19 protein-coding genes and 1 tRNA gene are annotated in these 24,756 nt (G+C 40.6%); 9 read left to right on the forward strand and 11 right to left on the reverse strand.

What is annotated here, in order from left to right; genetic code table 11:
- Position 1: 1 nt before the first annotated feature.
- Positions 2-841 (forward strand): ABC transporter ATP-binding protein, encoded by an 840-nt coding sequence (locus AAEU28_RS11455; RefSeq protein WP_421964238.1) that lies wholly within the window; start codon positions 2-4, stop codon positions 839-841.
- Positions 838-2,103, forward strand: coding sequence for a hypothetical protein (locus AAEU28_RS11460; RefSeq protein ID WP_421964239.1), 1,266 nt, complete (start codon positions 838-840; stop codon positions 2,101-2,103). The genes AAEU28_RS11455 and AAEU28_RS11460 overlap by 4 nt, the downstream gene beginning before the upstream one ends.
- A gap of 263 nt (positions 2,104-2,366) precedes the next feature.
- On the opposite strand, the gene topA is transcribed toward AAEU28_RS11460, so the two are convergent.
- Positions 2,367-5,012, reverse strand: coding sequence for a type I DNA topoisomerase (gene topA, locus AAEU28_RS11465; protein ID WP_421964240.1), 2,646 nt, complete (start codon positions 5,010-5,012; stop codon positions 2,367-2,369).
- A 237-nt stretch (positions 5,013-5,249) separates the two neighbouring features.
- Positions 5,250-9,566 (reverse strand): hypothetical protein, encoded by a 4,317-nt coding sequence (locus AAEU28_RS11470; protein ID WP_421964241.1) that lies wholly within the window; start codon positions 9,564-9,566, stop codon positions 5,250-5,252.
- 160 nt (positions 9,567-9,726) lie between these two features.
- Here AAEU28_RS11470 and AAEU28_RS11475 point away from each other — a divergent pair, with 160 nt between their 5' ends.
- The 4 genes from AAEU28_RS11475 (at position 9,727) to sbcB (ending at position 13,900) form a co-directional block, all read left to right on the forward strand.
- On the forward strand, positions 9,727-11,046 hold the full coding sequence (locus AAEU28_RS11475) for a dicarboxylate/amino acid:cation symporter (protein ID WP_421964242.1): 1,320 nt from the start codon (positions 9,727-9,729) through the stop codon (positions 11,044-11,046).
- A gap of 228 nt (positions 11,047-11,274) precedes the next feature.
- Entirely contained in the window at positions 11,275-11,547 is a 273-nt protein-coding gene (locus AAEU28_RS11480; protein ID WP_421964243.1) for a hypothetical protein, read from the forward strand.
- A 43-nt stretch (positions 11,548-11,590) separates the two neighbouring features.
- On the forward strand, positions 11,591-12,190 hold the full coding sequence (locus AAEU28_RS11485; protein ID WP_421964244.1) for a hypothetical protein: 600 nt from the start codon (positions 11,591-11,593) through the stop codon (positions 12,188-12,190).
- Between the two features lie 240 nt (positions 12,191-12,430).
- Positions 12,431-13,900 carry an exodeoxyribonuclease I gene (gene sbcB / locus AAEU28_RS11490; RefSeq protein ID WP_421964245.1) on the forward strand — a complete coding sequence of 490 codons (1,470 nt, stop codon included), beginning with the start codon at positions 12,431-12,433 and terminating at the stop codon, positions 13,898-13,900.
- A gap of 115 nt (positions 13,901-14,015) precedes the next feature.
- Here sbcB and queE read toward each other — a convergent pair whose 3' ends face one another.
- A complete protein-coding gene (gene queE, locus AAEU28_RS11495; RefSeq protein WP_349286021.1) occupies positions 14,016-14,681 on the reverse strand; it encodes a 7-carboxy-7-deazaguanine synthase QueE in 666 nt (221 codons plus the stop codon).
- 122 nt (positions 14,682-14,803) lie between these two features.
- Between queE and queC the strand changes: the two genes are divergently transcribed.
- Both queC and AAEU28_RS11505 read left to right on the forward strand, forming a co-directional pair.
- Complete coding sequence (queC, locus tag AAEU28_RS11500; RefSeq protein ID WP_138631017.1) at positions 14,804-15,463, forward strand: 7-cyano-7-deazaguanine synthase QueC; 660 nt, start codon at positions 14,804-14,806, stop codon at positions 15,461-15,463.
- A 149-nt stretch (positions 15,464-15,612) separates the two neighbouring features.
- A complete protein-coding gene (locus AAEU28_RS11505; RefSeq protein ID WP_421964246.1) occupies positions 15,613-15,843 on the forward strand; it encodes a hypothetical protein in 231 nt (76 codons plus the stop codon).
- 172 nt (positions 15,844-16,015) lie between these two features.
- On the opposite strand, the gene AAEU28_RS11510 is transcribed toward AAEU28_RS11505, so the two are convergent.
- The 8 genes from AAEU28_RS11510 to rlmE all read right to left on the reverse strand — a co-directional run bounded on the left by AAEU28_RS11510 (position 16,016) and on the right by rlmE (position 24,377).
- Entirely contained in the window at positions 16,016-17,986 is a 1,971-nt protein-coding gene (locus tag AAEU28_RS11510; RefSeq protein WP_421964247.1) for a UvrD-helicase domain-containing protein, read from the reverse strand.
- 130 nt (positions 17,987-18,116) lie between these two features.
- Positions 18,117-18,201 (reverse strand) — tRNA-Leu (locus AAEU28_RS11515).
- 7 nt (positions 18,202-18,208) lie between these two features.
- Positions 18,209-18,553: a preprotein translocase subunit SecG gene (secG, locus tag AAEU28_RS11520; protein ID WP_421964248.1), complete on the reverse strand. Its 345-nt coding sequence runs from the start codon at positions 18,551-18,553 to the stop codon at positions 18,209-18,211.
- A 1-nt stretch (position 18,554) separates the two neighbouring features.
- Complete coding sequence (tpiA, locus tag AAEU28_RS11525) at positions 18,555-19,304, reverse strand: triose-phosphate isomerase (protein ID WP_421964249.1); 750 nt, start codon at positions 19,302-19,304, stop codon at positions 18,555-18,557.
- A gap of 78 nt (positions 19,305-19,382) precedes the next feature.
- Positions 19,383-20,723, reverse strand: a complete 1,341-nt coding sequence (gene glmM, locus AAEU28_RS11530) for a phosphoglucosamine mutase (RefSeq protein WP_421964250.1) — start codon at positions 20,721-20,723, stop codon at positions 19,383-19,385.
- Complete coding sequence (gene folP, locus AAEU28_RS11535) at positions 20,720-21,568, reverse strand: dihydropteroate synthase (protein WP_421964251.1); 849 nt, start codon at positions 21,566-21,568, stop codon at positions 20,720-20,722. The genes glmM and folP overlap by 4 nt, the downstream gene beginning before the upstream one ends.
- Before the next feature lie 154 nt (positions 21,569-21,722).
- Positions 21,723-23,678 (reverse strand): ATP-dependent zinc metalloprotease FtsH, encoded by a 1,956-nt coding sequence (gene ftsH / locus AAEU28_RS11540; RefSeq protein WP_421964252.1) that lies wholly within the window; start codon positions 23,676-23,678, stop codon positions 21,723-21,725.
- A gap of 69 nt (positions 23,679-23,747) precedes the next feature.
- A complete protein-coding gene (rlmE, locus tag AAEU28_RS11545; protein ID WP_421964253.1) occupies positions 23,748-24,377 on the reverse strand; it encodes a 23S rRNA (uridine(2552)-2'-O)-methyltransferase RlmE in 630 nt (209 codons plus the stop codon).
- An 84-nt stretch (positions 24,378-24,461) separates the two neighbouring features.
- On the opposite strand from rlmE, the gene yhbY reads away from it, so the two are divergent.
- Entirely contained in the window at positions 24,462-24,755 is a 294-nt protein-coding gene (gene yhbY, locus AAEU28_RS11550) for a ribosome assembly RNA-binding protein YhbY (protein ID WP_138482925.1), read from the forward strand.
- Position 24,756 lies beyond the last annotated feature (1 nt).

Raw genomic sequence — 24,756 nt, forward strand, 5'->3', positions numbered from 1 at the left:
AATGACAACCGCCCTTTTAGAATATAAAAACGTTCATAAGATATTCAATCAAAACATGGTGTTAAAAAACATCGATTTAACCATAGAGCCTGGCATGGTTGTAGGTTTACTTGGTAAAAATGGCGCTGGTAAAACCACCCTTTTGCGCAGTGCCCTTGGACTTATTGAGGTAGATACGGGCGAAGTATTTACCCTCGGGGAAAACCCAACTCAATTAAATGCAGAATTAAAATCACAAGTAGGCTATGTACCACAACAAGCATTTGGATATGAAGGTTTTTCGATTAGAGAAGCGTTAGATTTACACTCAAGTTTTTATAGCAAGTGGGATAACACACTAGAGCTAGATTGGCTAAAACGTTTTGAATTAAATCCCGATGATATGGTTGAAAACCTATCAATTGGCCAACGGCAAGCACTTGCATTAATTATGGCTATGGCATATCGGCCTAAACTACTTATTTTAGATGAACCGGTGGCCAGCTTAGACCCTATCGCGCGTCGAGAGTTTATGCTTGATCTTTTTGACCTATCGCTCGAATCAGGCTCTGGAGTTATCTTCTCAACACATATCACGTCAGATATTGAACGAGTCGCGACCCATGTTGCACTTGTTAAAGACGGTGAAATCAAACTCTTCAACGAATTAGATGAACTCAAGACATCAGTGCGGAAAATCAGTTTCTCCAACGAAACGTCGGTCAATTTGAGTGACTTTGATATTCTTAACAAACAGAGTAACGCAGCAATCATCTCGGGTTACCAAAACCAAGATATTGCTGGTGTAAATCATGTTTCGACATTATCTCTTGAGCAATTATTTGTGGAGTTGCACGCATGAGTAATACGCTAAACCGCACTTGGCATAAAGGGTTTTATGCCTATTGGTTCAAAGAGTGCGGCAGCTTAAACTACCTGCTACCCATGTTTATTTTTGTCATTATCAGTGTTCTTGTTATGGCGAAAGGGTTAAGCGAGGCGCTGCCATTTACAATCTGTTTTACCAGTATTTGTGCTTTCGCTTCAGTATCTTGGCAAAGCATTCGCCTGCAAGCCACAGAGTGGCATAGTTTGGTACCAGGTTACACAGAGCACATAGTCAAACAAGGCAACATCATTATTGTTGCACCACACGTGATTTTGATTACAAGTGCCATTATTTTTGAACAATATGACGTATTTAAATTGCTAAGTGTCTCGGTTTTAATAGGCACTTTGTTTTATTTAAAGTGCCGAGTTACGAGCAAAATGTTTAACTCTAGTGCCTACTTTTTCTTTGCAATTATCGGGTTTACTATTGCTTTCAAAGAAGTACCTACTTGGCTGGCCGCTTTAGCTGTGATCTTAAACATTAGTTTAGTGCTGTTTAGAAAACACTTTGGTACAGCGTTCAAATGGCAAGCTCAAGCGTTAGTTGATTATAAACACGCACTTCAGTCTGGTTGGTCTCCTATCCCTAAAGGTTTTTTAAAGGGTTATGGACAAGGATTAAATAAATTCTTTTTCCCATTGAGCTATTTTATGGGTCGCTCACTCATACAATACACGGTACTCGTGCTGATCATATTTGTTGCCTTACTTACTCTAAACTATTTTTATGTAGCGGGCAGACCTAGCTTGTTTATATTTTCTAACCTTGTATGCATTCTTGCTTTTATGATCTTATGGACAAGAATACAGAGGCAACAAGCATGGGGAACATTGATCACTTTGCCAATCTATAGCAGCGTCAATGAAGCGAAAACAGCCTATGCAAAAGCATGTGAAAAGTATGCGCTTTGTATACTGGTTTGCTCTTTGTCACTGGCTGGAACCATAGAGTTTCTCAGATTCGATGAGCCGAATTTCAGATTTACTGCTGCTTATGCATTGGTCAATACAGCTGGCGTACTCTTATGTTTTTCAGTGGGTAACTATTGTAAAAAGACCGCTTTTTTTAGTATTGCTTTGGTCTTTACATTGGGTTTTGTACTGGCAATTACTGGTGTTGTAGTTGAAACAGAAGAGGTCTCAACAGGGAGTCTTGGTTTAGCTTGCTGCTATTTTATTGTTGCCTGTTTTGCAAATCGAAATTCATCTAAACAACTATATACCAACCTCTAAACTATGTTTTTCTTTTAAGTAAGCGCTCTATATGAGCGCTTACTTATCGCTTCTGAACAAGATTCATAAATAAACAAGCTTTTCAAACTCCACCAACTTTAGGACATTGATATACATGTAGAAACATTCGCTTTTAGTCGAGTGTTCGACTCGATCACTACATGTAAATTTCGTATTTCCGCTTAAAAAATAAAATGAATTAAGAAACACATATAAAAAACCCGAGCTGAGCTCGGGCTTTTACGGTTAAAAGCTAAAGAATATTATTTAGCAGCCTTTTTCTTTTTTGGCTTATCTTCTTCAACCCATTTACCGTTTTCATACGTTGCTTTCCACCCTGTCGCTTTACCTTCGACTTCAGTCATTACATACTGAGTCTTGGTTTTACGAGAGTAGCGAACAACAGCTAAATTGCCTTCTGAATCTTTCTCAGGTGCATCTGCAAGGTAATAAAACTTGGGCGAAATTCTATCTCTGAACTGTTTTAGCTCCGCGACTTTAGGCGCACGCGTTTCCCTTGATTTAGGGAATGTATGTGCCGCTAAGAAGATACCCGAAGCACCATCGCGTAAGACAAAGTACGCTTCTGATTTTTCACAAGGAAGTTCTGGTAAATGCACTGGATCTTCTTTCGGTGGCGCTGGCTCACCGCTTTTCAGAAGTTTACGCGTGTTTTTACAGTCTTCGTTGGTACAACCAAAATACTTACCAAAACGACCAGATTTAAGCTGCATTTCTGAACCACACTTATCACAGTCAATAACTGGACCGTCATAGCCTTTGATCTTAAACGTGCCTTGTTCAACTATATAACCGCTACAACCTGGGTTGTTACCACAAACATGAAGCTTACGGGTTTCATCAATTAGATAAGAATCCATCGCAGTTTCACAAATTGGGCAACGTTTCATCTGCATCAGGGTTTCAGTTTCAACATCTTCTACATCGGCAGCAACCGCTTCATCACCAGAAACTAAGTTCATCGTTGTCGTACAACGCTCTTTCGGCGGTAAATTATAACCTGTACAGCCTAAGAAAACCCCTGTAGAAGCAGTGCGAATACCCATCTTGCGATTACAAGTCGGGCAATCAATATCCGTCTCAACCATGACATTCTGACGCATACCGCCATTTTCTTCGTCACCACCGGCAACTTCTAACTGCTCTTTGAAATCAGCGTAGAACTTATCTAGTACCTGAGTCCAGACACGCTCACCTTCAGCGATGTCATCTAAACGCCCTTCCATCTTAGCAGTGAAGTCGAAGTTCATTAAATCGTTGAAGTTCTCTACTAATCGGTCAGTAACGATCTCACCCATTTTTTCAGCGAAGAAACGACGGTTTTCAACGCGTACATAACCACGGTCTTGAATGGTTGAAATAATTGCTGCGTATGTTGAAGGACGACCAATACCACGCTTTTCAAGCTCTTTTACTAAACTGGCTTCAGAGTAACGTGCAGGCGGTTTAGTAAAGTGCTGCTTAGGGTCTAAAGCCACTAAGTCAACATTATCGCCCACCGCTACCGCTGGTAGTGATTGATCTTCTTCGTTTTTCTTACGCACTGAAGGCTGTACTTTAGTCCAACCATCAAAACGTAGTACTCGACCACGGGCTTTTAGCGTGTAATCGCCCGCACCAACCGTAATGGTTGTTAAGTCGTATTCTGCTGGCGTCATTTGACACGCTACGAATTGACGCCAAATAAGCTCATATAGCTTTTTAGCATCAGCATCAACGCCTTCTACATGACCTGATAATACGTTTACATCAGATGGACGAATTGCTTCGTGCGCTTCTTGCGCATTGCCTTTTGCACTGTATTTAATCGGATTCTCTGGCAAATACTTATTACCAAAGTTATCTGTAATGTAATCACGACACATTGCAACCGCATCATTTGAAAGGTTGGTTGAGTCAGTACGCATATACGTAATGTAACCCGCTTCATAAAGACGCTGAGCCAACATCATGGTCTTCTTAACACCATAACCTAAGCGCGTACTTGCAGCCTGCTGCATAGTCGATGTGATGAATGGCGCGCTTGGCTTACTCTTGCTTGGCTTTTCTTCTACTTTAACAACACTTAATGAAGAAGACTCGATAGTATTGACCGCTGCCATAGCTTGAGCTTCGTTCACTGGCTTAAACGCGTTGCCTTGGAACTTAGTCACAGCAAAGCGAACATCTTCAGCTTTGGTTTTTGTATCTGCGTGAATATCCCAATACTCTTCAGGAATAAACGCTTTGATTTCACGTTCACGTTCTACCAGAAGTCTTACTGCAACTGACTGTACACGGCCCGCAGACAAACCACGAGCGACTTTCTGCCATAATAAAGGTGAAACCATGAAACCAACGACACGGTCCAAGAAACGGCGTGCTTGTTGCGCATAGACCATATCAGTGTTTAATTGACCTGGTGCTTCGAAAGCTTGCTGAATCGCGTTTTTGGTAATTTCGTTGAAAACAACCCGCTTATACTTTTCTGGCTCACCACCAATGATTTCTTCAAGGTGCCAAGCAATTGCCTCTCCCTCTCTATCCAAATCGGTTGCGAGATAGATGTGGTCAGCATTTTCTGCGAGCTTTTTAAGTTCTTGTACGACTTTTTCTTTGCCTGGAAGTACTTCGTAATGTGGCTCCCACCCTTTTTCAGGATCGATCCCCATACGAGCGACTAGATTTGCGTAATCTTTGTTCTTCTTATATATGGCTTTTTCTTCCGGCGACATTTTTCTTACTTCTGCCGGAGACTTGGTCGCAACCCCTTTTGTTTTGCCTGCACCTGAGGTCGGAAGGTCGCGCACATGACCTACACTTGATTTAACAATGTAGTCTTTGCCTAAGTATTTATTAATTGTTTTCGCCTTTGCAGGTGACTCTACAATTACTAACGATTTGCCCATAGCTGCCTATTCTGACTCATCTTGGTGTATGCCCATCGGGCGTGAATATTTATAGGTATATCTACAAACACCTATTGTTACAAGCTTTTAATACAAAGTTTTAGCTGATTAATGATTAATTACACAGTTTTTGTTGCAATTTTAAGCAAAAATGTATCAAGCAATAAGTAAGCTGCGCAATATAATGGAAACAATACAAAAATGCCAACCGTTAGGTTGGCATTTTTTCAAGTAGGGTTATGGGTTGGCGTCCAAAACGTCAATTGCTTTAGTGACGACCTTATTTTCACCATCAGGTTTAGTGAAAGTAAATTGAATTGTTAACAAGCCTTTCTCTTGACCGTTAGATTCAACTTCTCTAGAAAGGGAAGCTATTGCGTAATCTGATTCAACCCTACCTGTATTAGGTATCACTGAGTTAAGACTACTTACATCCAACTTACCATTCGTACTGGTGATCTCAACTTCAGTACCTGCTGGAAGGGGGTTACCATTTCTGTCTGAAAAATAAATATAAACATTTAATCCTTCAACACCTCTATCACCAAGAGTAACTTGTTTTATGTCACACAAGTCATCATGGCCTGCAATTGGTTCTAACTGTTGGATAATATCGAAAATTACATTGCCTTCACTGTCACGCTCAACATTTCCATCATCATCGAATGAAGGTAACGTTACGTCATCACAATTAGTATTAGGAGAAATGACATCCACACTACCATCTAAGTCAGAATCGGTAGTCAAATCAACACTCGACTTTTCTACAGCAAAGCGAACAAATGGATCGTCATCTGAAAGCACGAGCTCTAGGTTGCGTCTTACTTCAATGAGACCTTTGTTACATTTACCAGATACTTGAGCTGCCTCACTACAGAGTAAACCGTCATAAACATTGTTTACATTAGTGTATAAGCCATCATTATTGAAGTCTCTAAAGGTTTCAAATACTCCACCGTCTGATTGTTTAGGCTGACACTCATCAGTATTTGGGTCAACATCATCTTCAGAGCCTTGAGAGCAAGGGCTCTCACCATCGAATTGACCATTTCCATTCAGGTCTATGAATGCTTCGGGCCTATCAAAACTATAATAGAACTCTCCCTCATCGAAGCGACCATTCCTTCTTTCTAATGTAACTTCTCCATCATTATTTACATCACTTGGCCTATCAATAAAACTTTCTTGTCCTTTAGCAACAACTAAAAAGTTAACTCGCCCACCTTGTACAATATTGTTGATGATGTTTCCATCATCATCTGTGACACTGCCGTCAGTAGTTGGGTAAGCACCAATACATGGCGCAGGTTCGCCAAAGTATTTATCACATACATCACCGATTTGGTTACCCCAAGTACTGTCAGAGAAAGGAACATCACCTTGCCTTCTCCAGGTTAACGTACAAGTTGCATCTATGCTTGAACAATTATATAGCGGCGTTAAATCTTCCCCGTCGAGGGTTCCAACTACACCTGAACTTGCAACAACCGTAGCTGTAACACCATCACCGCTGAGTTGATTAAATTGATCTCCAAAGAAGATGTTAATATCCACCGTTGCGCCGACATAATCTAACGCATTTATGTTTGTTGTCACTAACTCTGCATCAAAGCTATCTTGATCTGTAACACCAGAACTTAAAAGAATTCTTGAAGACACACCTGTGATCTGTTCTGAAACTGGCACAAGTACATAGCCACCCGCAGGGCAATCGTCAGGGCGAGGATCTACATCACAACGATCAAACTCATCAGGCCAACAAGTTACTTGTTGATTTGTGCCCTCAACTTGCTCAATTAAGTTATCAGGAATATAACAAGCTTGTACAACAAGTGGACCTGGCACTAGGCCTGACGTCACTGTCGTTTGCGCTTTACCTTCATTATCAGTACTGCTAGACGACTGTGTTAATCCTGCAGCACCAATACTGTCAGTAAGCCTGAAGTCGATTCGCTTTTGTTTAATCGGATTTGTGTCTTCATCTAAAAGTTGAAATTCAACGACTGATAATGTTGGCGCGCCACCTTCACCAGGAGGTAGTGCAATAAATTGCTCAAAGTTTTCATTGGTTGTTAAAAATTTGAGTGCTTGCGCTGGCGACTCGCTGACTGTCAATTCGATTGAATTTACAAAGTTATTTCCACCCGCTTCGACAGTTGCAGTAATTGTATCTGTAATGCTACAACCATTCGCTCGGTATGTTGCTGTAGCCTCACCATTGGATGATTTAACTTGCGCATCTAGTTGTGCTTCTTCATTCGCAGCACACACTGAAGAGAAGTTAACGTCGGCAGGTGTTAGATATAAGTTACCTTCTTCATCCCGAAGCGTTGCTGTAATAACTGTACTACCACCAGCTTTGAGTTCAGTTACACCTTCGTCTAAGCCGTTATCAAGGCTGATTTCTAAATCGACCACCCCGACAGAGAAGTTACTGGTGTTTGTCTCTCCATCATAACTCGCAGAAACAGTACCAGCACCACCACTATCACCTGGCTGAAGCTTTAAAAGGGCAACTCCAAATTCATCAGTTAATGCTGTGCCACTGCTTGGTAAAATTTGGCCTATTGTTGTGGTTACATTCACAATTTCGCGAGTCAGTGCTGTACCGCTTTGTTTAGATGAAAGCTTAACAAAGACTTCTGCCAGTTCATTGGAACTAATTCGGCTCGAATCAGAACATCCAGTATTTACGTCATCAGGGTCTAATTCAACTGTTGCACGGTTCGCATCCCAGTCAGCATTACAACCAGTTAAAATGCGCACATCTATATCATAAGTACTTGTTTCTTCTCTTGGGTTGCCCGATGAATAAAAATACGCTGTTTCTGTGAATATTAGGTTTTCAGTTTGTTGATACGTTACAGTAAACTCACCTAGACCAGCTTCAGTAGTTGGCACTAATTCGAACGTTGCTTGCCCGTTCGTGTCTGTAGCAACCTTACCATTACTAGGGCGTGTCGTTGCAATTGCGTCACCTTGAACAAGGATCAGTGCATTGTTAATGGGTAAATTATTTTCTGTCAGTGTTACAGTAACGAAACCATTGGTGTTCGCTGAAACAGGGTTTTCCTTAGTGATTGGTTGATTTGCGTCATCTAGCACCTGAGCAACAGATAATGAAATACCGCCAGTACCTGCACTATCAAAGAAGATGTTTGAAGATATTGTGCTACCGTCTGGCTTTTCAAAACTGACTGTCGCTTTACCTGCCCCTTCCAAATCATTATCAAGTAAGTTAACTGACGCAATACCTTCTTGATTGGTTAAGATTGAACCTGAAGAGTGATCTAACCTTGCATACTGGTCAACTTCGAATTGTAAACGCGTATTTGTTACTGGCTCATTGTTAAGTAAAACCTGTGCTTCTAACGTTAACGCACTGCCACCAGCTAGCATATTTGATGGCTCATTAGTTAACGGGTTTTTCGCAGTAAATGAAATTTTGTAAGGATCAGCATCAAATTTAGGGTTACTCGCCGTGTAGTATGGCCTAACAGCTACAACATCAGTGTCGTTATGTGTATAGGTTGCTGTCAGTGCATCAACTCCACTTTCTGTGTTTGCCAAAAGTGTGATTGTTGCCTGACCGTTTAAATCAGTTACAACACGACCATCTGCAGGAACAGTAATCCCCTTATTACCTGCGTTAATAGTAATAAATTTCTCAGATAATGGCTTAGAGCCCTCTAATAATGTAACAACAACAGAGGCGTTTTTATCTTCACTTAGACGATTCGAAGTTGTAATAGGATTGCCATCTGAATCTGACATGTCAATATTCAAAGAAATACTACTGGTACTAAAACCTTCGGTGAAAAAGTAACCTCTTGCAATGACGTCGTCACTTTGCTCATTGAGAGTACCTTTGTAAGTAACGGTAACAAAACCTGGGCCACTTGTTGTGTTAGGTGTCAAAAAGAAAACCGCTTTACCATCTGATTCTGTTAAACCACTGTCGTAATCCAGCTCAGCTCTTTCATCAGTATCTAACTCCACCACAGCTTGCGATACTGGGGTGTTATCAGTCATAACTTCAACAGTGACAATAGCAGGCTTTGAAGTTGAAAGCGGATTATCTTGGGTAATTACGGCACCATCAGTATCTTTTATAGTCACGCTAATTTTTAAACCGCCATCTCCAAGCGATGTAAAATCAATCTGCTCTTCTAATGTTGTTTCAGCAATAGATACTGACGCACTCACTGCGCCTGCGCCTTTTTGATCTGTTGGTAACAACTTAACCGTCGCTTTACCTTCACTGTTGGTCAACACTGATGCCGGACCATCAAAACGCGCATATTCGTCAGCCGTGAAATTAATACGGGTATTGGCTACAGCCGCTCCGTCATTATTCAGTGTAGCTTCAATAGTGAGGGGAGTCTGCAGAGAAAGCTCTGTCGTTTGTTCTAAAATCGATAACGTAAGTTGGTAATCGCTTGAAGAACCACCACCTCCAGTATTATTGTTTGTTTTATCTATTGTTCCACCGCCGCCACAAGCTGTGACTAATAAGGAAAACAACAAAATGCTAAACCAGCGCATCAAAGGCATTACCCCCTCTCCCTAGCTGAATTAAAATTATTATCTCCTCATGTTACCTTATAAAGTGATTAAAAATCACAACTTTTTCTTAACTATTTAACGTTTTTTTTTGGTCTCAGCGCACCATGCTGGTAGGCTATTATGAATTTGAAAAAATCTAACAATCGATATGACACAAAATAACAAGATGAGTTTAACCACTCGCATCATGCTAGGCATGGTTGCGGGTGTTTTTCTAGGCCTCCTTTTCCAATTTATTCTTGGTGATAAAGAAGACGTTTTAATCCCTCTTGGGCTATTTGATCTAGCCGTTAAAGGCTTCTTTGTAGACGGCTTATTTCACATAGGCGGGCAAATTTTCATTGCCAGCTTAAAAATGCTGGTTGTGCCTTTAGTTTTCATTTCTTTGGTGTGTGGTACATGTAGCCTGAGTGACCCTAAAAAGTTAGGTCGCTTAGGTGGTAAATCAATCGCACTTTATTTAACTACGACAGCAGTAGCCATTACCGTCGCAATCTCACTTGCTTTGTTAGTGAGCCCAGGTGTGGGGTATGACGTACCTACAGAAGCAGCATTTGACGCAAAGCAAGCGCCAACGCTGACTCAAGTTATTATTAATATGTTCCCTACTAACCCAATCAATGCGATGGCTGAAGGTAACATGTTACAAGTTATCGTATTTGCGCTTTTATTTGGTATTGCAATGGCACTAAGTGGTGAGCCGGGTAAACGTATTGCTAAAGTATTTGATGATTTAAACACGGTTGTGCTTAAACTTGTGACTATTTTAATGAACCTAGCGCCAATTGGTGTTTTCTGTTTAATGGCTAAGTTATTTACAACCATTGAAATGGGTTTGATCCTAGGTTTAGCAAAGTACTTCTTTACTGTATTAGCCGCTCTATTTATTCATGCACTGATCAACTACTCTGCACTTTTAAAAATTCTAACAGGTTTAAGCCCTGTAACCTTCTTAACTAAGATGAAAGATGCATGTATGTTTGCGTTTAGCACATCAAGTTCAAGTGCCACTATGCCAGTTACGCTTGAGACAGCCACTAAAAAGTTAGGTGCGCACAACTCTGTTGCCTCTTTCACCGTGCCACTAGGCGCGACTATTAACATGGATGGTACTGCCATCATGCAAGGTGTGGCGACTGTATTTATCGCGCAAGTTTTCGCTGTTGATTTAACTATCAGCGATTACCTCATGGTTATTCTTACTGCTACGCTTGCTTCTGTAGGTACTGCTGGTGTGCCTGGTGTTGGTCTTATCATGCTGGCAATGGTATTAAACCAAGTAGGCCTACCAGTTGAAGGTATTGCTATCATTATGGGCGTTGACCGACTGCTTGATATGACACGAACAGCTGTAAATGTAACGGGTGACTGTATGGTAACTTGCGTTGTTGCTAAGTCTGAAAACGAATTCGACACACATGTTTTCAATGACCCAAATGCTGCTAAGAATTTAGAAAAGCTAGACTAAACACTTAAGTTAGCAATAAGCCTCGACACACAGTAGTCGAGGCTTTTTTATACCTTTCTATTACCTGATCCACCATCACAATGCATTCTCTGAATTGATAGTTAAATTTAAAAAATTGAATTATTACAACGTGTATTAAACGTGATTTATACGCTGTTACAAATTAGCTATTGTATTCAGTTCACACAGCCCATACATTGAAGTTATTGATTAATTCGAGTGTGTTGTATGAACATAGTTAAGGTTATTGCGCTACTTTGCGTTATCAGCTTGCTAAATGTATCAACAGCTAAGGCTGTTCAGTACGATACAATGCCGTCAGTAACTTCTGTTGTTGCTGACCTTGATAACTCGAATAGCACTGATCTTGATGACAGTATACTTAGCGAACTTCTACCTTCTGATGCTACGGGTGAGGTTTGTGAGTTTACTTATTCTCTACTTCTTTCGACACAGTCAAATCGTCACTTATCAATAAGAGCTCCTCCTTATCTAAATTAATTCCGATTTTTCGTGCTTATTAATTTATATTCAGAGGTGACTTATGAACGCTTTTACGACTTTAAAAACTCAGCCTGCAGCAAACTTAACATTTGTAACTGAGCAATTACCTTCTCTTACAAACCAGCATTTACTTGACGCAAATGAACCTGCATTGCAATTGATGCGCAACCTGATACTTAATCCTATTCAACATATTGAGTTAGGCGCTGATATTGATGAAGCAAGTTTAATTTTGAATCGCACACATCATAAAGTCAGCTTTGTGATTGATACTCATAACAATATCGTCGGGCTAATTTCAAAGGCAAGAATTGGTAGTCGATACATTTTATCAATTGCCGACAGACTCAATTGTAACCGTAAAGATTTAAATGTTGGCGATGTGATGCTCCCAATTCAATCATTACAGCAAATTTCGTTTCAACAAGTTGAGCAGTCAAATGTTGGTCACATTGTCAAAACCGTAGAACAAAGCGGTGCTGACTTCTTATTAGTTATAGACGACACAAACTCGTCGTTTGTTGGTTATTTTGATTTAATCGATTTAGCAAAAATTTGCGGTGCAAATATTAACACTGTAAAGCCTGCAAACAAGTTCAGTGACATAGTAGATACCCTACTCCATCACGCAGAGATTTAACCATTATCCCAAAGTAATGTACGTTAAAGTTCAAAGCGCCTGAGGGCGCTTTTTTTGACTTTTTAATTGCTTTCTTTTCTTAAGTACATTAAAAATACCCAGTTTGAAAATGAACGTTTCAAGCTAATACTTTGCTCAATCCTCTTCACATTAATTTTAAAAATCGAAGCCATTTATCATATGTGTTACTATGCTTGCGTTATGAACCCACATATAAGCACCATAGATAGCTAAAGATTTATGCAAGAAAACAATCAATTACACACACAAGAAAACGTTGAAGATATCCCTACTATCTATTGGCATGACTATGAAACTTGGGGGGCTAGCCCACAAAAAGACCGCCCAAGTCAATTTGCAGGTATTCGCACCGATTACAACTTAAACATTATCGGTGAGCCTTTAATTGAATACTGCAAACCTGCCCCTGATTATTTACCTCACCCTGAAGCGTGTTTGATAACTGGTATTACTCCTCAACACGCGCTTAAACATGGTTTGGTTGAAGCTGAATTTATGGCAAAGATCCATGCTGAGTTTAGTCGCCCTAACACTTGTGTGGCTGGCTACAACAGTATTCGCTTCGATGATGAAGTAACGCGTTACTCATTGTATAGAAACTTTTATGACCCCTACGAGCGCGAATGGCAAAATGGTAATAGCCGCTGGGATATTATTGATTTAGTGCGTGCCTGTTACGCATTAAGACCTGAAGGTATTGAGTGGCCATTAAAAGAAGATGGCTCACCAAGCTTTAAACTGGAAGAGCTAACCGTAGCCAATGGCATCGAACACGCAGCTGCGCACGACGCGCTGAGCGATGTAACTGCAACCATTGCACTGGCTAAGTTAATCAAAGAAAAGCAGCCTAAACTGTTTAACTTCTTCTTTGGATTAAGAAATAAGAAGGCGTTAGCTGATCTCGTTGATGTCTATAACATGCAACCACTGGTGCATACTTCTTCGCGTATTCCTGCGACTCAAGGCTGCACAAGCTGGATAGCACCAATGAGCTTTCACCCAGTGAATAAAAACGCCGTGGTGTGTTTTAACTTAACTGAAGACCCTCAAGTGCTGCTTGATTTAGACGTTGAGCAGTTGCGTGAACGCCTTTATACAAAACATGCTGATTTAGGCGAAGATGAATTACCGGTAGGTCTTAAGTTGGTGCATTTAAATAAGTGCCCTATTTTGGCGCCAGCTAAAACCCTACTTCCTGAAAATGCAGCACGTTTAGGTATAGACAGAGAAAAGTGTCTTGAGAATTTAAAAGTGCTAAAAGCACATCCTGAGTTAAGAGACAAAGTAGCGGAAGTATTTAACGATAAAGCAGACTTTAGCAGCACAACGAACCCTGATTACCAGCTTTATAATGGCTTTACGTCAAAAGCAGATAAAGCCAAGTTTGCGATGATCAGAGATGCCGCACCTGAGTCGTTAAGTTCATTTGATTTAGAGTTTGATGACGCCAAATTTACCACTATGTTATTTAGATACAGAGCCCGTAACTGGCCTCATACGCTCTCGCCACATGAATTAGATGTATGGCGTAAATATTGTCAGAACAAGTTGATGCATGGTGAAGATAGCCCTTCTATCAGCGCTGAAGACTTTATGTTAACACTAGAGAATTTATTGCATCAACATGATGGTAATGAAAAGAAAATGAGCATTTTAAAATCTTTGTACATGTATGCACAAAGCCTGTAAGTCTTGGTTCGACCTAAGCAGTTTTTCTAAGTGCTTAAATTCTTTATTTTAAATATTTCACAAAAAAGCCCGTTTAAACGGGCTTTCTTTTTTTGAGCACTAACCAAATGAATAATTAGTTTATGCCAATGTATTTGTGCACTTGCACTGATAAACGCCAGTTTTTCTTTAAGCATGTTTCGATAGCCAGTTTAGTTGCTTTGGCTTTTTGGCTGATTGGCTGTAAGTAAATCAGTTCTGGTCTCACACCTGTTTGCTCGAATAACGCTTCGAGTTCATCAACGTGCTTTTGCATCGCGATTGGGTGTTTGATTTCATTTGCTCTTTGCATAGCTGACGTCAGCACGTCATAGCCGCCACGCATATTGATTTTTGGCGATACGGTTACCCAGGTTGACTCAGGTGCTAGAATTTCAAAGGTGCCACTGGTTTCAATTTGTGTGGTGTAACCCGCCTCATGAAGTTGCTCGCAAAGAGGCACTAAATCGTACATACAGGGTTCGCCACCTGTAATAACCACATGCTTTGCTAAATACCCGCGCTCTTTGAACAAATTGATGATGTCGTCAATACTGGCATTTGCCCACTTTTCAGAATCTGCTTTCTTTTCGACTGTTTCGCCTAAAGTAACAAGATAGGTGTCGTTGGTTTCCCACGTTTGTTTGGTATCACACCAAGCACAACCCACTGGGCAGCCTTGTAAACGCAAAAATATCGATGGCACACCAGTAAAACTCGCTTCACCCTGGATGGTTTCAAAAATCTCATTAACTTTGTACAAAGCAGCTCCAATACAACATAGCAAACTCAAAAAATCGGCCGTGAAAATTGTTATTTTTTCAGCGGCCGTGTAGTATATCGCGCCCTGAAGCAAACCTCTATCAAATTCGAGGCAATAATCTTATGAGTGAAAAAGTCGTCGTAATCTATTCTGGTGGAATGGACTCTTACACAGTGTTAAACAAAGCAATTAAGTCAGGCTTTGACGTGTATGCGTTATCGTTCAACTATGGTCAACGCCATGTTAAAGAGCTAGAAGTCGCTGCGAGTGTCTGTGCAGATTTAAACGTGCACCATAAGGTTGTTGATATCTCTGCTATCAATCAGCTTATTGGTGGTTCATCGCTGACCGATGATATTGAAGTACCTGAAGGCCATTACGAAGAAGAAAGCATGAAAAGCACGGTTGTACCTAACCGTAATATGATCTTACTTTCTTTGGCGGTAGGCTATGCAGTTTCGCTTAAAGCTAACAAGGTATTCTATGGCGCACACTCAGGTGATCATGCCATCTATCCAGACTGTCGCCCTGAATTCGTTGAAAAGATGAGTGATGTTTGCCGCATCGCTAACTACGAAGAAGTTGAAATTGTTTGTCCATATTTAAATAATTCAAAGATTGAAATTTTAACCGATGGTCTAAAAATGGGCTTAGATTATAGCAACACATGGACTTGCTATAACGGTCGTGAAAAAGCCTGTGGTAAATGTGGTGCATGCCAAGAGCGTCTAGAGGCGTTTTCATTAAATAACGCAAGCGACCCACTTCCTTACGAAGCTTAATTTGTTCATGTGCAATTGCAATCACCTATTGTAGTTGCACTATCCGTTAGCCTCATTCTAGCTCTGTTCTTCCCTTCTCTGACTTTTGTCACTAACTTAAATCAATAAGACTGCTAATCTAAAATTAGAATTGTTAGTAGGAGTCAGTTATGTCAGGAACAACCATGATCGTGATGATCGTTTTCATTTGTGTTGGCTTAGGTGTTGTTGGTGATTGGGTGAAACGCTACCTTGCGTTAAAAGAAAAAACACTTAAACATACCGCGGGCACAGATGAAATGAAAAATGAAATCGCATCTTTGAAAAGCCGCATTGAAACACTAGAAAAAATTGTGACTGATGAAGGCTATCAACTCGACAAGAAAATCAGTAATTTGTGATTTTGTAAGTTGTCCCAGTCGGCTTAACTAAGTGCTCTATTTTGAGGCAAGAAAAACTTGTCGATAGCGAGGCGAAAGTTTTGCTATTTAGTTGTTCTAAATAAGAAACTTTTAACGAAGTTAACGTCAGTTTCACCCCCTCAAAATGATAATGTGTTATTGCGGATTGGTATTAGTAGTTTAACTCCATCACAAACTCACTCGGAGACTGCTCAGGAATAAGTAGCACCAACTGCTTTTTGGCGCGTGTTAATGCGACATAGAACAGTCTTCTCTCTTCTGCATCTTTGAATCGCTCTACTTGAGGCAGTAAAGCCTCAACTAAAGGTGCTGATTTCACTCTTGAAGGCAATGACTTATTATCTAACCCAATTAAAAGCGCGTAATCGGCCTCTTTTCCTTTTGCAGCATGGAATGTCATCTGTGTTATAGAAAGTTGCTGATAGTGGCTCTCAATTGCTTGTAGAGTTGATTTATCTAGTAGCGCAGCATGACTTCTAGCTAAGATTAATACACTGGCATTGGTCGGTGCTTGATTTGCAATGTACCCAAATGCTTCTGACACCCCTTGCATTGGATCTGTGTGAAAAACTTCTTTTACAGCAGGTAATGAGCTTGATGAGAAAGCTTGTATTGACTTGGTAATTTGTTGTGGATTAGCACAAACAAACTCTGCAGATAAATCAAGTAAAGCCTGAGAATAACGAAATGTTTTATCGAGTTGGGTGGTCGTTGCATGGCCAAAGTGTTTTGCAAACTCTGTTGTAAAACGAATATCGCCGCCATTAAAGCGGTAAATTGATTGCCAATCATCTCCCACTGCAAATAATTGGCTACCTGATTTATTATCCAATAAGTCTTTCACCAATTCAGCACGAATTGGTGAAATATCTTGAAACTCATCAACTAAAATAAACTTCCATTGCGGAGTATATTGACCACCTAGCGTATATTGTCTGGCACGAATGATCATGTCATCAAAATCGATGCTATTTTCATTCGATAAATAGAGATTATATTCAGCTAGAAAATGTCTCAGTAGGGTTAAATCGTCTGAAAACCTTGTCTCTAGCTCAGAAATTTTGTCAAGTGCATGTGCTTGTTTGTAGAGACTGATCAGCGTGAAAATTGTTTGTACAAACTTGTTTTTTAATGGCGAGTTTAAAAATGTACTTAGCTCACCTTCAAATTTGTAGGCAAAGTTATTTCGCAAAAATGCAATTAACAGCTGCTTAAATGAATCGTCAGAGTATAGCGCTTGTAGAGTATCGATTATAAACGCCGTTTTAGCCTGAAGATTGGTAGATAATTCAGACACCTTAGGCACACTACCTTCGACATCGGCTATGATTTGCTTGCCCAAACTATGAAAAGTCATGACTTGATCTTTTTCTTCAAGCCTCGCTTGCAACTCTTCACTGGCATCACTGCCATAGGCTAATACTAATAGGTCTGCCGCTTTGGCTTGCTTGGTGTGAAGTAAGTATTTAAATTTCGCTGTAATGACACTGGTTTTTCCCGTACCAGCGCCTGCCAGCAATAATTGTCTGTCATCTTGAATGATACAGGCTCGCTGCTGTGCTTCAGTGAGCGGGTGTTGCTCAAGCCTATCAAAGAATGATTTATACTCTCGCATTTTGTAATTGATAAAGCTGTTTTTAAACTCTGCAATATCTGTTTCTGTCCAGCTAACTAATTCTTTTAAAGATGCCAGTGCTTTTTGTATATCGTCCGTTAATTGGCACTTTAGATCTCGAGCAAGCCAGTTTACAGCCAAGGCATTCACTTTATCTTTGATCGCTAACCATTTTCGGTGTGACAAAAATGACTGCTTTAATAGTGCTTCAATTTTAAAAATTGTATTAACTAATTCTGTTTTATTGGCATTACTCCAAAAGGTGTCTAGCTGGCTTTGGCAATCATCCTGCGCTGCAAAACGATGCTTGTAAGAAGTATCATCAGCATTGAGCTGTATCTCAATCACATGGCTAAAAGGAGTTTTATGTAATTGAGGCGCACACTGTAACGCCTGCCATGAGTAAGCAAGTGTATCGTTGTGTAATTGTAAAATGATTTGGCTTTCATTTAACTCAATCGCCTTGAGCTTATTTCTAAGTGATACAGCAGTATTTTGGAAGATCAAGATAACAGTTCAATGAGCAAATAATGACTTATGTTAATCAAGGCTATTGAATAATCAAAGTATTTTTATTGATTTCAGCATTAGTAAATTTCAGGCATAAAAAAACCAGCTAAAAGCTGGTTTTAATAATTGGTGCGGATGGGGGGACTTGAACCCCCACGGCCGAAGCCACCACCCCCTCAAGATGGCGTGTCTACCAATTCCACCACATCCGCAAATTCTTTAGTTAGGTACGTCCGAGTTATTATTGTTCGAAACTGGTACGTCTGAATCAGTAGGTGCAGTTTCTGTCGCTACAGGTGCTGAAAGGTTTTCCCACTCATCAGTCTTTTTAATTTGACCAGCTGTTAAGTTACCTAAAATGATGCTCAGAACAAAGAAAACAGTCGCTAGAATTGTTGTTGTCTTCGTCATGAAGTTTCCTGCGCCTGAAGAGCCGAAAACAGTTGCAGAAGCACCTGCTCCGAATGAAGAGCCCATGTCTGCGCCTTTACCTTGTTGGATTAAGATCATACCAACTAAAGCTAAAGAAATAATTAGGTAAACAACCAATAATATCTCGTACATTTTATACGTTCCCTAATGCACTTTTGTAAATACTTAAAAAAGCATCTGCCTTAAGACTTGCGCCACCAATTAGGCCACCATCTATATCCGGCTGTGCAAATAACAAATCACTGTTAGAATCATTAACGCTTCCACCATAAAGGATGCGAAGCTCATTTGCGATATGACCATCATACTCGGCAATCATATCTCGAATAAATTTGTGCACTGCTTGTGCTTGTTCAGGTGATGCTGTTTTACCAGTACCAATTGCCCAAACGGGCTCGTATGCTATCACAGAGTTCGACAGTGATGCTATACCTGAATGCTCAATTACAGCTTTAATTTGCTCAGCAACAACTTGTTCTGTTTCACCAGATTCTCTTTGAGATTCTGTTTCGCCTACACATAAAATTGGTGTTAAGGCATTTTCTTGTGCTTTGCTAAATTTTTTTGCTACAACTTCGTTTGACTCACCAAAAAGGCTACGTCTTTCTGAGTGACCTACAAGAGAAAACTCTGCACCAAGTTGCTTTGCTAGTTCTGCGCTAGTTTCGCCTGTAAATGCACCTGAGTTGTTTTCAGATACAGTTTGCGTGCCAGTTACAAAACCTTTTTCAATTGCCGAGCTTAAAAGCATTGCTGGAGGAAAAACAATGAGAGATGCTTTCTCTTCTATTTGGCTTAGTACCTTTGAAGAAATTTCTTCAACAAGTTCTAATGAACCATTCATTTTCCAATTACCAGCGACAATTGGCTTACGTTGCGACATACGATACTCCGCATCAAAAGCGGGTGAGATACTAACTCGCCTCACCCAAAGTTACAAGAAATAAAATTGAAAATTTGTTTAATTGCTCACAGTTTCAACAACTTCGGCAATTTTTTGAGCGAAGTCTAGTACTTGCTTCTCTTGCTCCGCCTCTACCATGACGCGTACAACAGGCTCTGTACCAGATTTACGAAGAAGGACTCGACCTTTGCCAGCAAGATCAGCTTCTACTTCTTTCACTGCAGCTTTTACTTCGTCGGCTTGTGTTGGATCAGTGCCAGCTTGATACTTTACATTGATCATTTTCATTGGATACTTTTGGAAACCCGCACCCAAGTCTTTCAATGTCTTGTTTTGCGAGACCATGGCCGTCAATACCTGCAAACTTGAGACAATACCGTCACCAGTAGAAATAAGGTCGAGATTCAAAACGTGACCTGAACTCTCGCCACCAATTTTCCAGCCTTTTTCTTTTAGAAGCTCGATAACGTAGCGGTCACCCACTTTACTACGCGCAAAATCAATACCTTTGGCCTTCAGCGCATTTTCAAGGCCCATATTTGACATCACAGTACCAACAACACCTCCGCCTAAATTATTTTCTTGGTGTGCCTGACAAGCGATGATATACACGATGTCATCGCCATCGAATACTCGGCCATTATGGTCAACCATCATGACACGGTCACCATCACCATCGTATGCAATACCAACATCCGCTTTATGCTCTAAAACTTTTTGCTTTAAACTATCAACATGCGTTGCACCGCACTCTAGATTGATGTTTGTGCCGTTTGGCTCACAGGCATGACAAATGACTTCTGCGCCTAATTCACGCATTACATCAGGGGCGATGTGGTAAGTTGCACCGTTTGCGCAATCAAGAACAACCTTTAAACCTTCTAAAGACAGGTCATTTGGGAATAAACCCTTACAAAATTCGATATAACGACCATCTGCGTTGTCCAGACGACGGGCTTTACCTAGCTTTTCAGAAGGTACACACGTCATTTCTTCATCCAGCATAGCCTCGATTTCAAGCTCAACCTCATCGCCAAGCTTTAAGCCTTTACCATTGAAAAACTTAATACCATTGTCATGGTATGGGTTGTGAGATGCACTGATCACAATCCCCGCTTCGGCACGAAATGTTTGCGTTAAATACGCAACAGCAGGCGTTGGCATAGGGCCAAGTAAAACAACATCAATGCCTGCAGCAATTAATCCAGCTTCTAGCGATGTTTCGAGTAAATAACCTGAAATACGGGTGTCTTTACCAATAATAACTTTTTTAGTACCAGACTTAGATAAAACTTTACCTGCTGCCCAGCCTAATTTAAGTGCGAACTCGGGCGTAATTGGAAATTCGCCGACTAGACCTCGAACACCATCAGTGCCGAAATACTTTCTTGTTGTCATAAGGGTGTTACTCCATTTCTCGCTGCCTGCCATACACCAATGACATCAGCCGTTTCTTTCACATCATGAACGCGGATTATATGTGCGCCTTTTTGAGCACATAACAATGCACCAGCTAAACTGGCTGCAACACGTTCACTTGTTTCTCTATTCAAAAGTTGTCCAAACATAGATTTTCGAGATAAGCCTGCTAACAGTGGCAGGCCTAGTGTCGAGAATGCATTGAATTTTTCTAAGATTTCAAAGTTATGAGTCAGTGTTTTACCGAAACCAAAACCGGGATCTAGTATGATCCTATTTTGATTAATGCCAGCTTTACTGCACGTTAAAACTCGCTCTTCAAAAAACTGATTTATATCTGAAATAAGGTTTTCATACGTTGGGTTTGTTTGCATCGTGCGAGGTTGACCTTGCATATGCATCAAACAAACGGGTACATCAGAGTATTTTGCTGCAACTTCTAATGCACCCGGCTCTTGAAGTGCTCTTACATCATTAATAATGTCTGCACCGGCTTCAATGGCCGCTTCCATGACAGCAGCTTTACTGGTATCAATTGAAATCACACAATCAGAGGCTTCTCGAATGCGCTTGATTACAGGTATAACACGTTGAAGCTCTTCTTGAAGGGCTACGTCTGGTGCGCCTGGTCGAGTCGATTCACCACCAATATCTAAAATTCCTGCACCTTCCTCAATTAAACGCATAGCTTGTTTAAACGCGTCTTCAACAGAATTGTAATTGCCACCATCTGAAAATGAATCAGGAGTAACATTAACAATACCCATGATAATCGGTTTGTTTAAATCAAGTATTCTGTTTTTTGGAAGAGATAATTGGGTCATGTGGTTTAGAAGCGTCCTTTAACGTATTTGTTTCACCTAATTCGCAAAATAAGTTTCGAAATAAAAGGTAAAAATTACTAAACGCAATTCTATATGCTAAGCGAAGAAATTAAAATAAAAAGCCCCGATAAATCGGGGCTGTTATTGAGATTAATTACTCTTTGCTATCATCAAGCTCATTTGTTGGTCTCGATGCCTGTTCTGAGTCATTTGATTCAGGCTCAGGTTTAGCTTCAGGTTTAGCTTCAGGTTTAGAATCAGTCTTCGCTTTTGGCTCTGGTTTCTGATCATGCGCATCACGAGGAGGACGAACCTCTTTACGCTCCATCAGGTCGTCAATTTGACCCGCATCGATGGTTTCATACTTCATTAACGCATCTTTCATGCTGTGCAGGATATCCATGTTGTCTTTAAGAATTTGTTCTGCACGATCGTAGTTACGAGTAACAAAGTCTTTGATTTCAGAATCAATCAGCTTAGCTGTTTCATCAGACATACCTGACATGCGATGAGACCCCCCCCCCATATACATTTCGCCTTGTTCTTCCATGTACATTTGCGGGCCAAGTTTAGAACTTAAACCCCATTGGGTAACCATTTTCTTAGCGATGTCTGTAGCACGTTCTATGTCGTTACTCGCACCAGTTGTGACTTTGTCATCACCATAGATCAGTGCTTCTGCAATTCGACCACCATAAAGGCTCGAAAGCATTGACTCTAAGTGCTCTTTAGAGTGACTAACACGGTCTTGTTCTGGTAGATACATAGTCACACCAAGCGCACGACCACGAGGAATAATTGATACTTTATAAACAGGGTCGTGTTCTGGTACTAAACGACCTACTATAGCGTGACCTGCTTCGTGATAAGCAGTCATTTCTTTCTCGTGCTCACTCATCACCATAGACTTGCGTTCAGCACCCATCATGATCTTATCTTTTGCAGCATCAAACTCCGCCATGCTCACTTTACGCTTGTTACCACGAGCAGCAAATAATGCAGCTTCATTCACAAGGTTTGCAAGGTCTGCACCTGAGAAACCTGGTGTGCCACGTGCGATCACTGACGCTTGTACATTTTCATCAAGCGGTACTTTGCGCATGTGAACATTAAGGATTTGCTCACGGCCTCTGATGTCTGGTAGACCAACCACAACTTGACGGTCGAAACGACCAGGACGAAGCAATGCAGGGTCAAGAACGTCTGGGCGGTTAGTTGCCGCGATAACAATGATACCCTCGTTACCTTCAAAACCATCCATCTCTACTAGCATTTGGTTAAGTGTTTGTTCACGCTCATCATGACCACCACCCATGCCAGCACCACGCTTACGACCAACAGCATCGATCTCATCGATGAAGATGATACAAGGTGCCGCTTTTTTTGCTTGTTCGAACATATCACGAACACGTGATGCACCCACACCTACGAACATTTCTACAAAATCAGAACCTGAAATTGTGAAAAAAGGTACTTTTGCTTCACCAGCAACAGCTTTTGCAAGTAGTGTTTTACCAGTACCTGGAGGACCTACCATCAATACGCCCTTAGGAATGCTGCCACCTAATTTTTGGAACTTAGAAGGGTCACGTAAGAAGTCTACAAGCTCAGTAACATCTTCTTTTGCTTCATCACAACCAGCAACATCAGCAAATGTAGTCTTAACTTGGTCTTCGCCCATTAGACGAGCCTTACTCTTACCAAATGACATAGCGCCTTTGCCGCCACCGCCTTGCATTTGACGCATGAAGAAAATCCATACACCAATAAGCAGTAACATTGGGAACCATGAGATAAAGATGTTTGCTAAGAATGACTGCTCTTCAGGTGCAACGCCTTTGACGTTTACATCGTTTTTAAGCAAGTCGTTAATTAAATCCTCATCATACATAGGCATGATCGTCTGGAAGCGTTCACCGTTTCCTTTTACACCTGAGATAGTGCCTGTACTTCTGTCGATATTAACATCACGTACTGCACCGCTACGCACTTCTTTTACAAACTGCGTGTAACTCGTTTGACGATCGATTTGATCGTTTCCATTGAAGCTCTGGAACACGGTCATCAGCACTACTGCGATAACCAACCAGAGTATTAAGTTCTTTGCCATGTCGCTCAAGGAGTTAACCTCTTGTATCTAAAAATTATTTAAATTCAACTATAATGCACTTCAACTGTACTACAGTTTGTAGCCTGTCGCCACTATATATACTTCCCTAGATCGTGGACGCGATGCTTTAGGTTTACGAATTTTGACTACTTTAAAACAATTACGTACTTCTTGTACAAATTGATCAAAACCTTCACCTTGGAAAACTTTTACTGCAAAAGCGCCATTTGGTTTTAATACCTGATGGCACATATCTAACGCTAGCTCAACTAGATACATACTGCCAGCTTGGTCAGTACTCATGTTGCCACTCATATTTGGTGCCATATCAGAAAATACAACGTCAACATTTTTACCGTCTATACGATCTAACAAAGCATCTAGAACAGCCTCTTCTCTAAAGTCACCTTGTAAGAAATCAACACCAGCCAGTGAATCCATTGGTAAGATATCACATGCAATAACCTGCCCTTTATCACTTACTTCTTCAGCTAGATATTGCGACCAACTTCCCGGCGCGGCTCCCAAGTCAACTACTGTCATACCTGGCTTAAGCAGTTTATCTTTAAGTTGAATTTCTTCTAATTTGAAAATCGCACGTGAACGGAAACCACGTTTTTGTGCTTCATGAACATAAGGATCATCAACATGTTCTTTTAACCAGCGTTTTGAGCTCGCTGAGTGCTTTTTATTTGCCATATTAACTGCAACTCATTAGTAATATTCTGTAGATGGCGGTAGAATAGCGATAATTCAAGCCTAAGATTAGTAAATATTACCAATATGACATTATCAAATAAACAGAAACAGTACCTAAAAGGTCTAGCTCACCCACTAAAACCAGTTGTTTTGCTTGGTGCAAATGGGCTAACTGAAGGCGTAATGTTAGAAATTGATCATTCTTTAGACATTCACGAATTAATCAAAGTGAAAGTGCCTACGAATGATAGAGAAACGAAACAACTCATTTTTGACGCAATTGTTAGAGAAACAAAAGCGCATAAAGTACAAGTGATTGGTCACGTTATCGTGCTATATCGCCAAAGCGAAGAGAAGAAAATTCAACTTCCTCGCTAAG

This window comes from Pseudoalteromonas sp. SS15 (assembly GCF_049257195.1).
Taxonomy (GTDB): Bacteria; Pseudomonadota; Gammaproteobacteria; order Enterobacterales; family Alteromonadaceae; genus Pseudoalteromonas.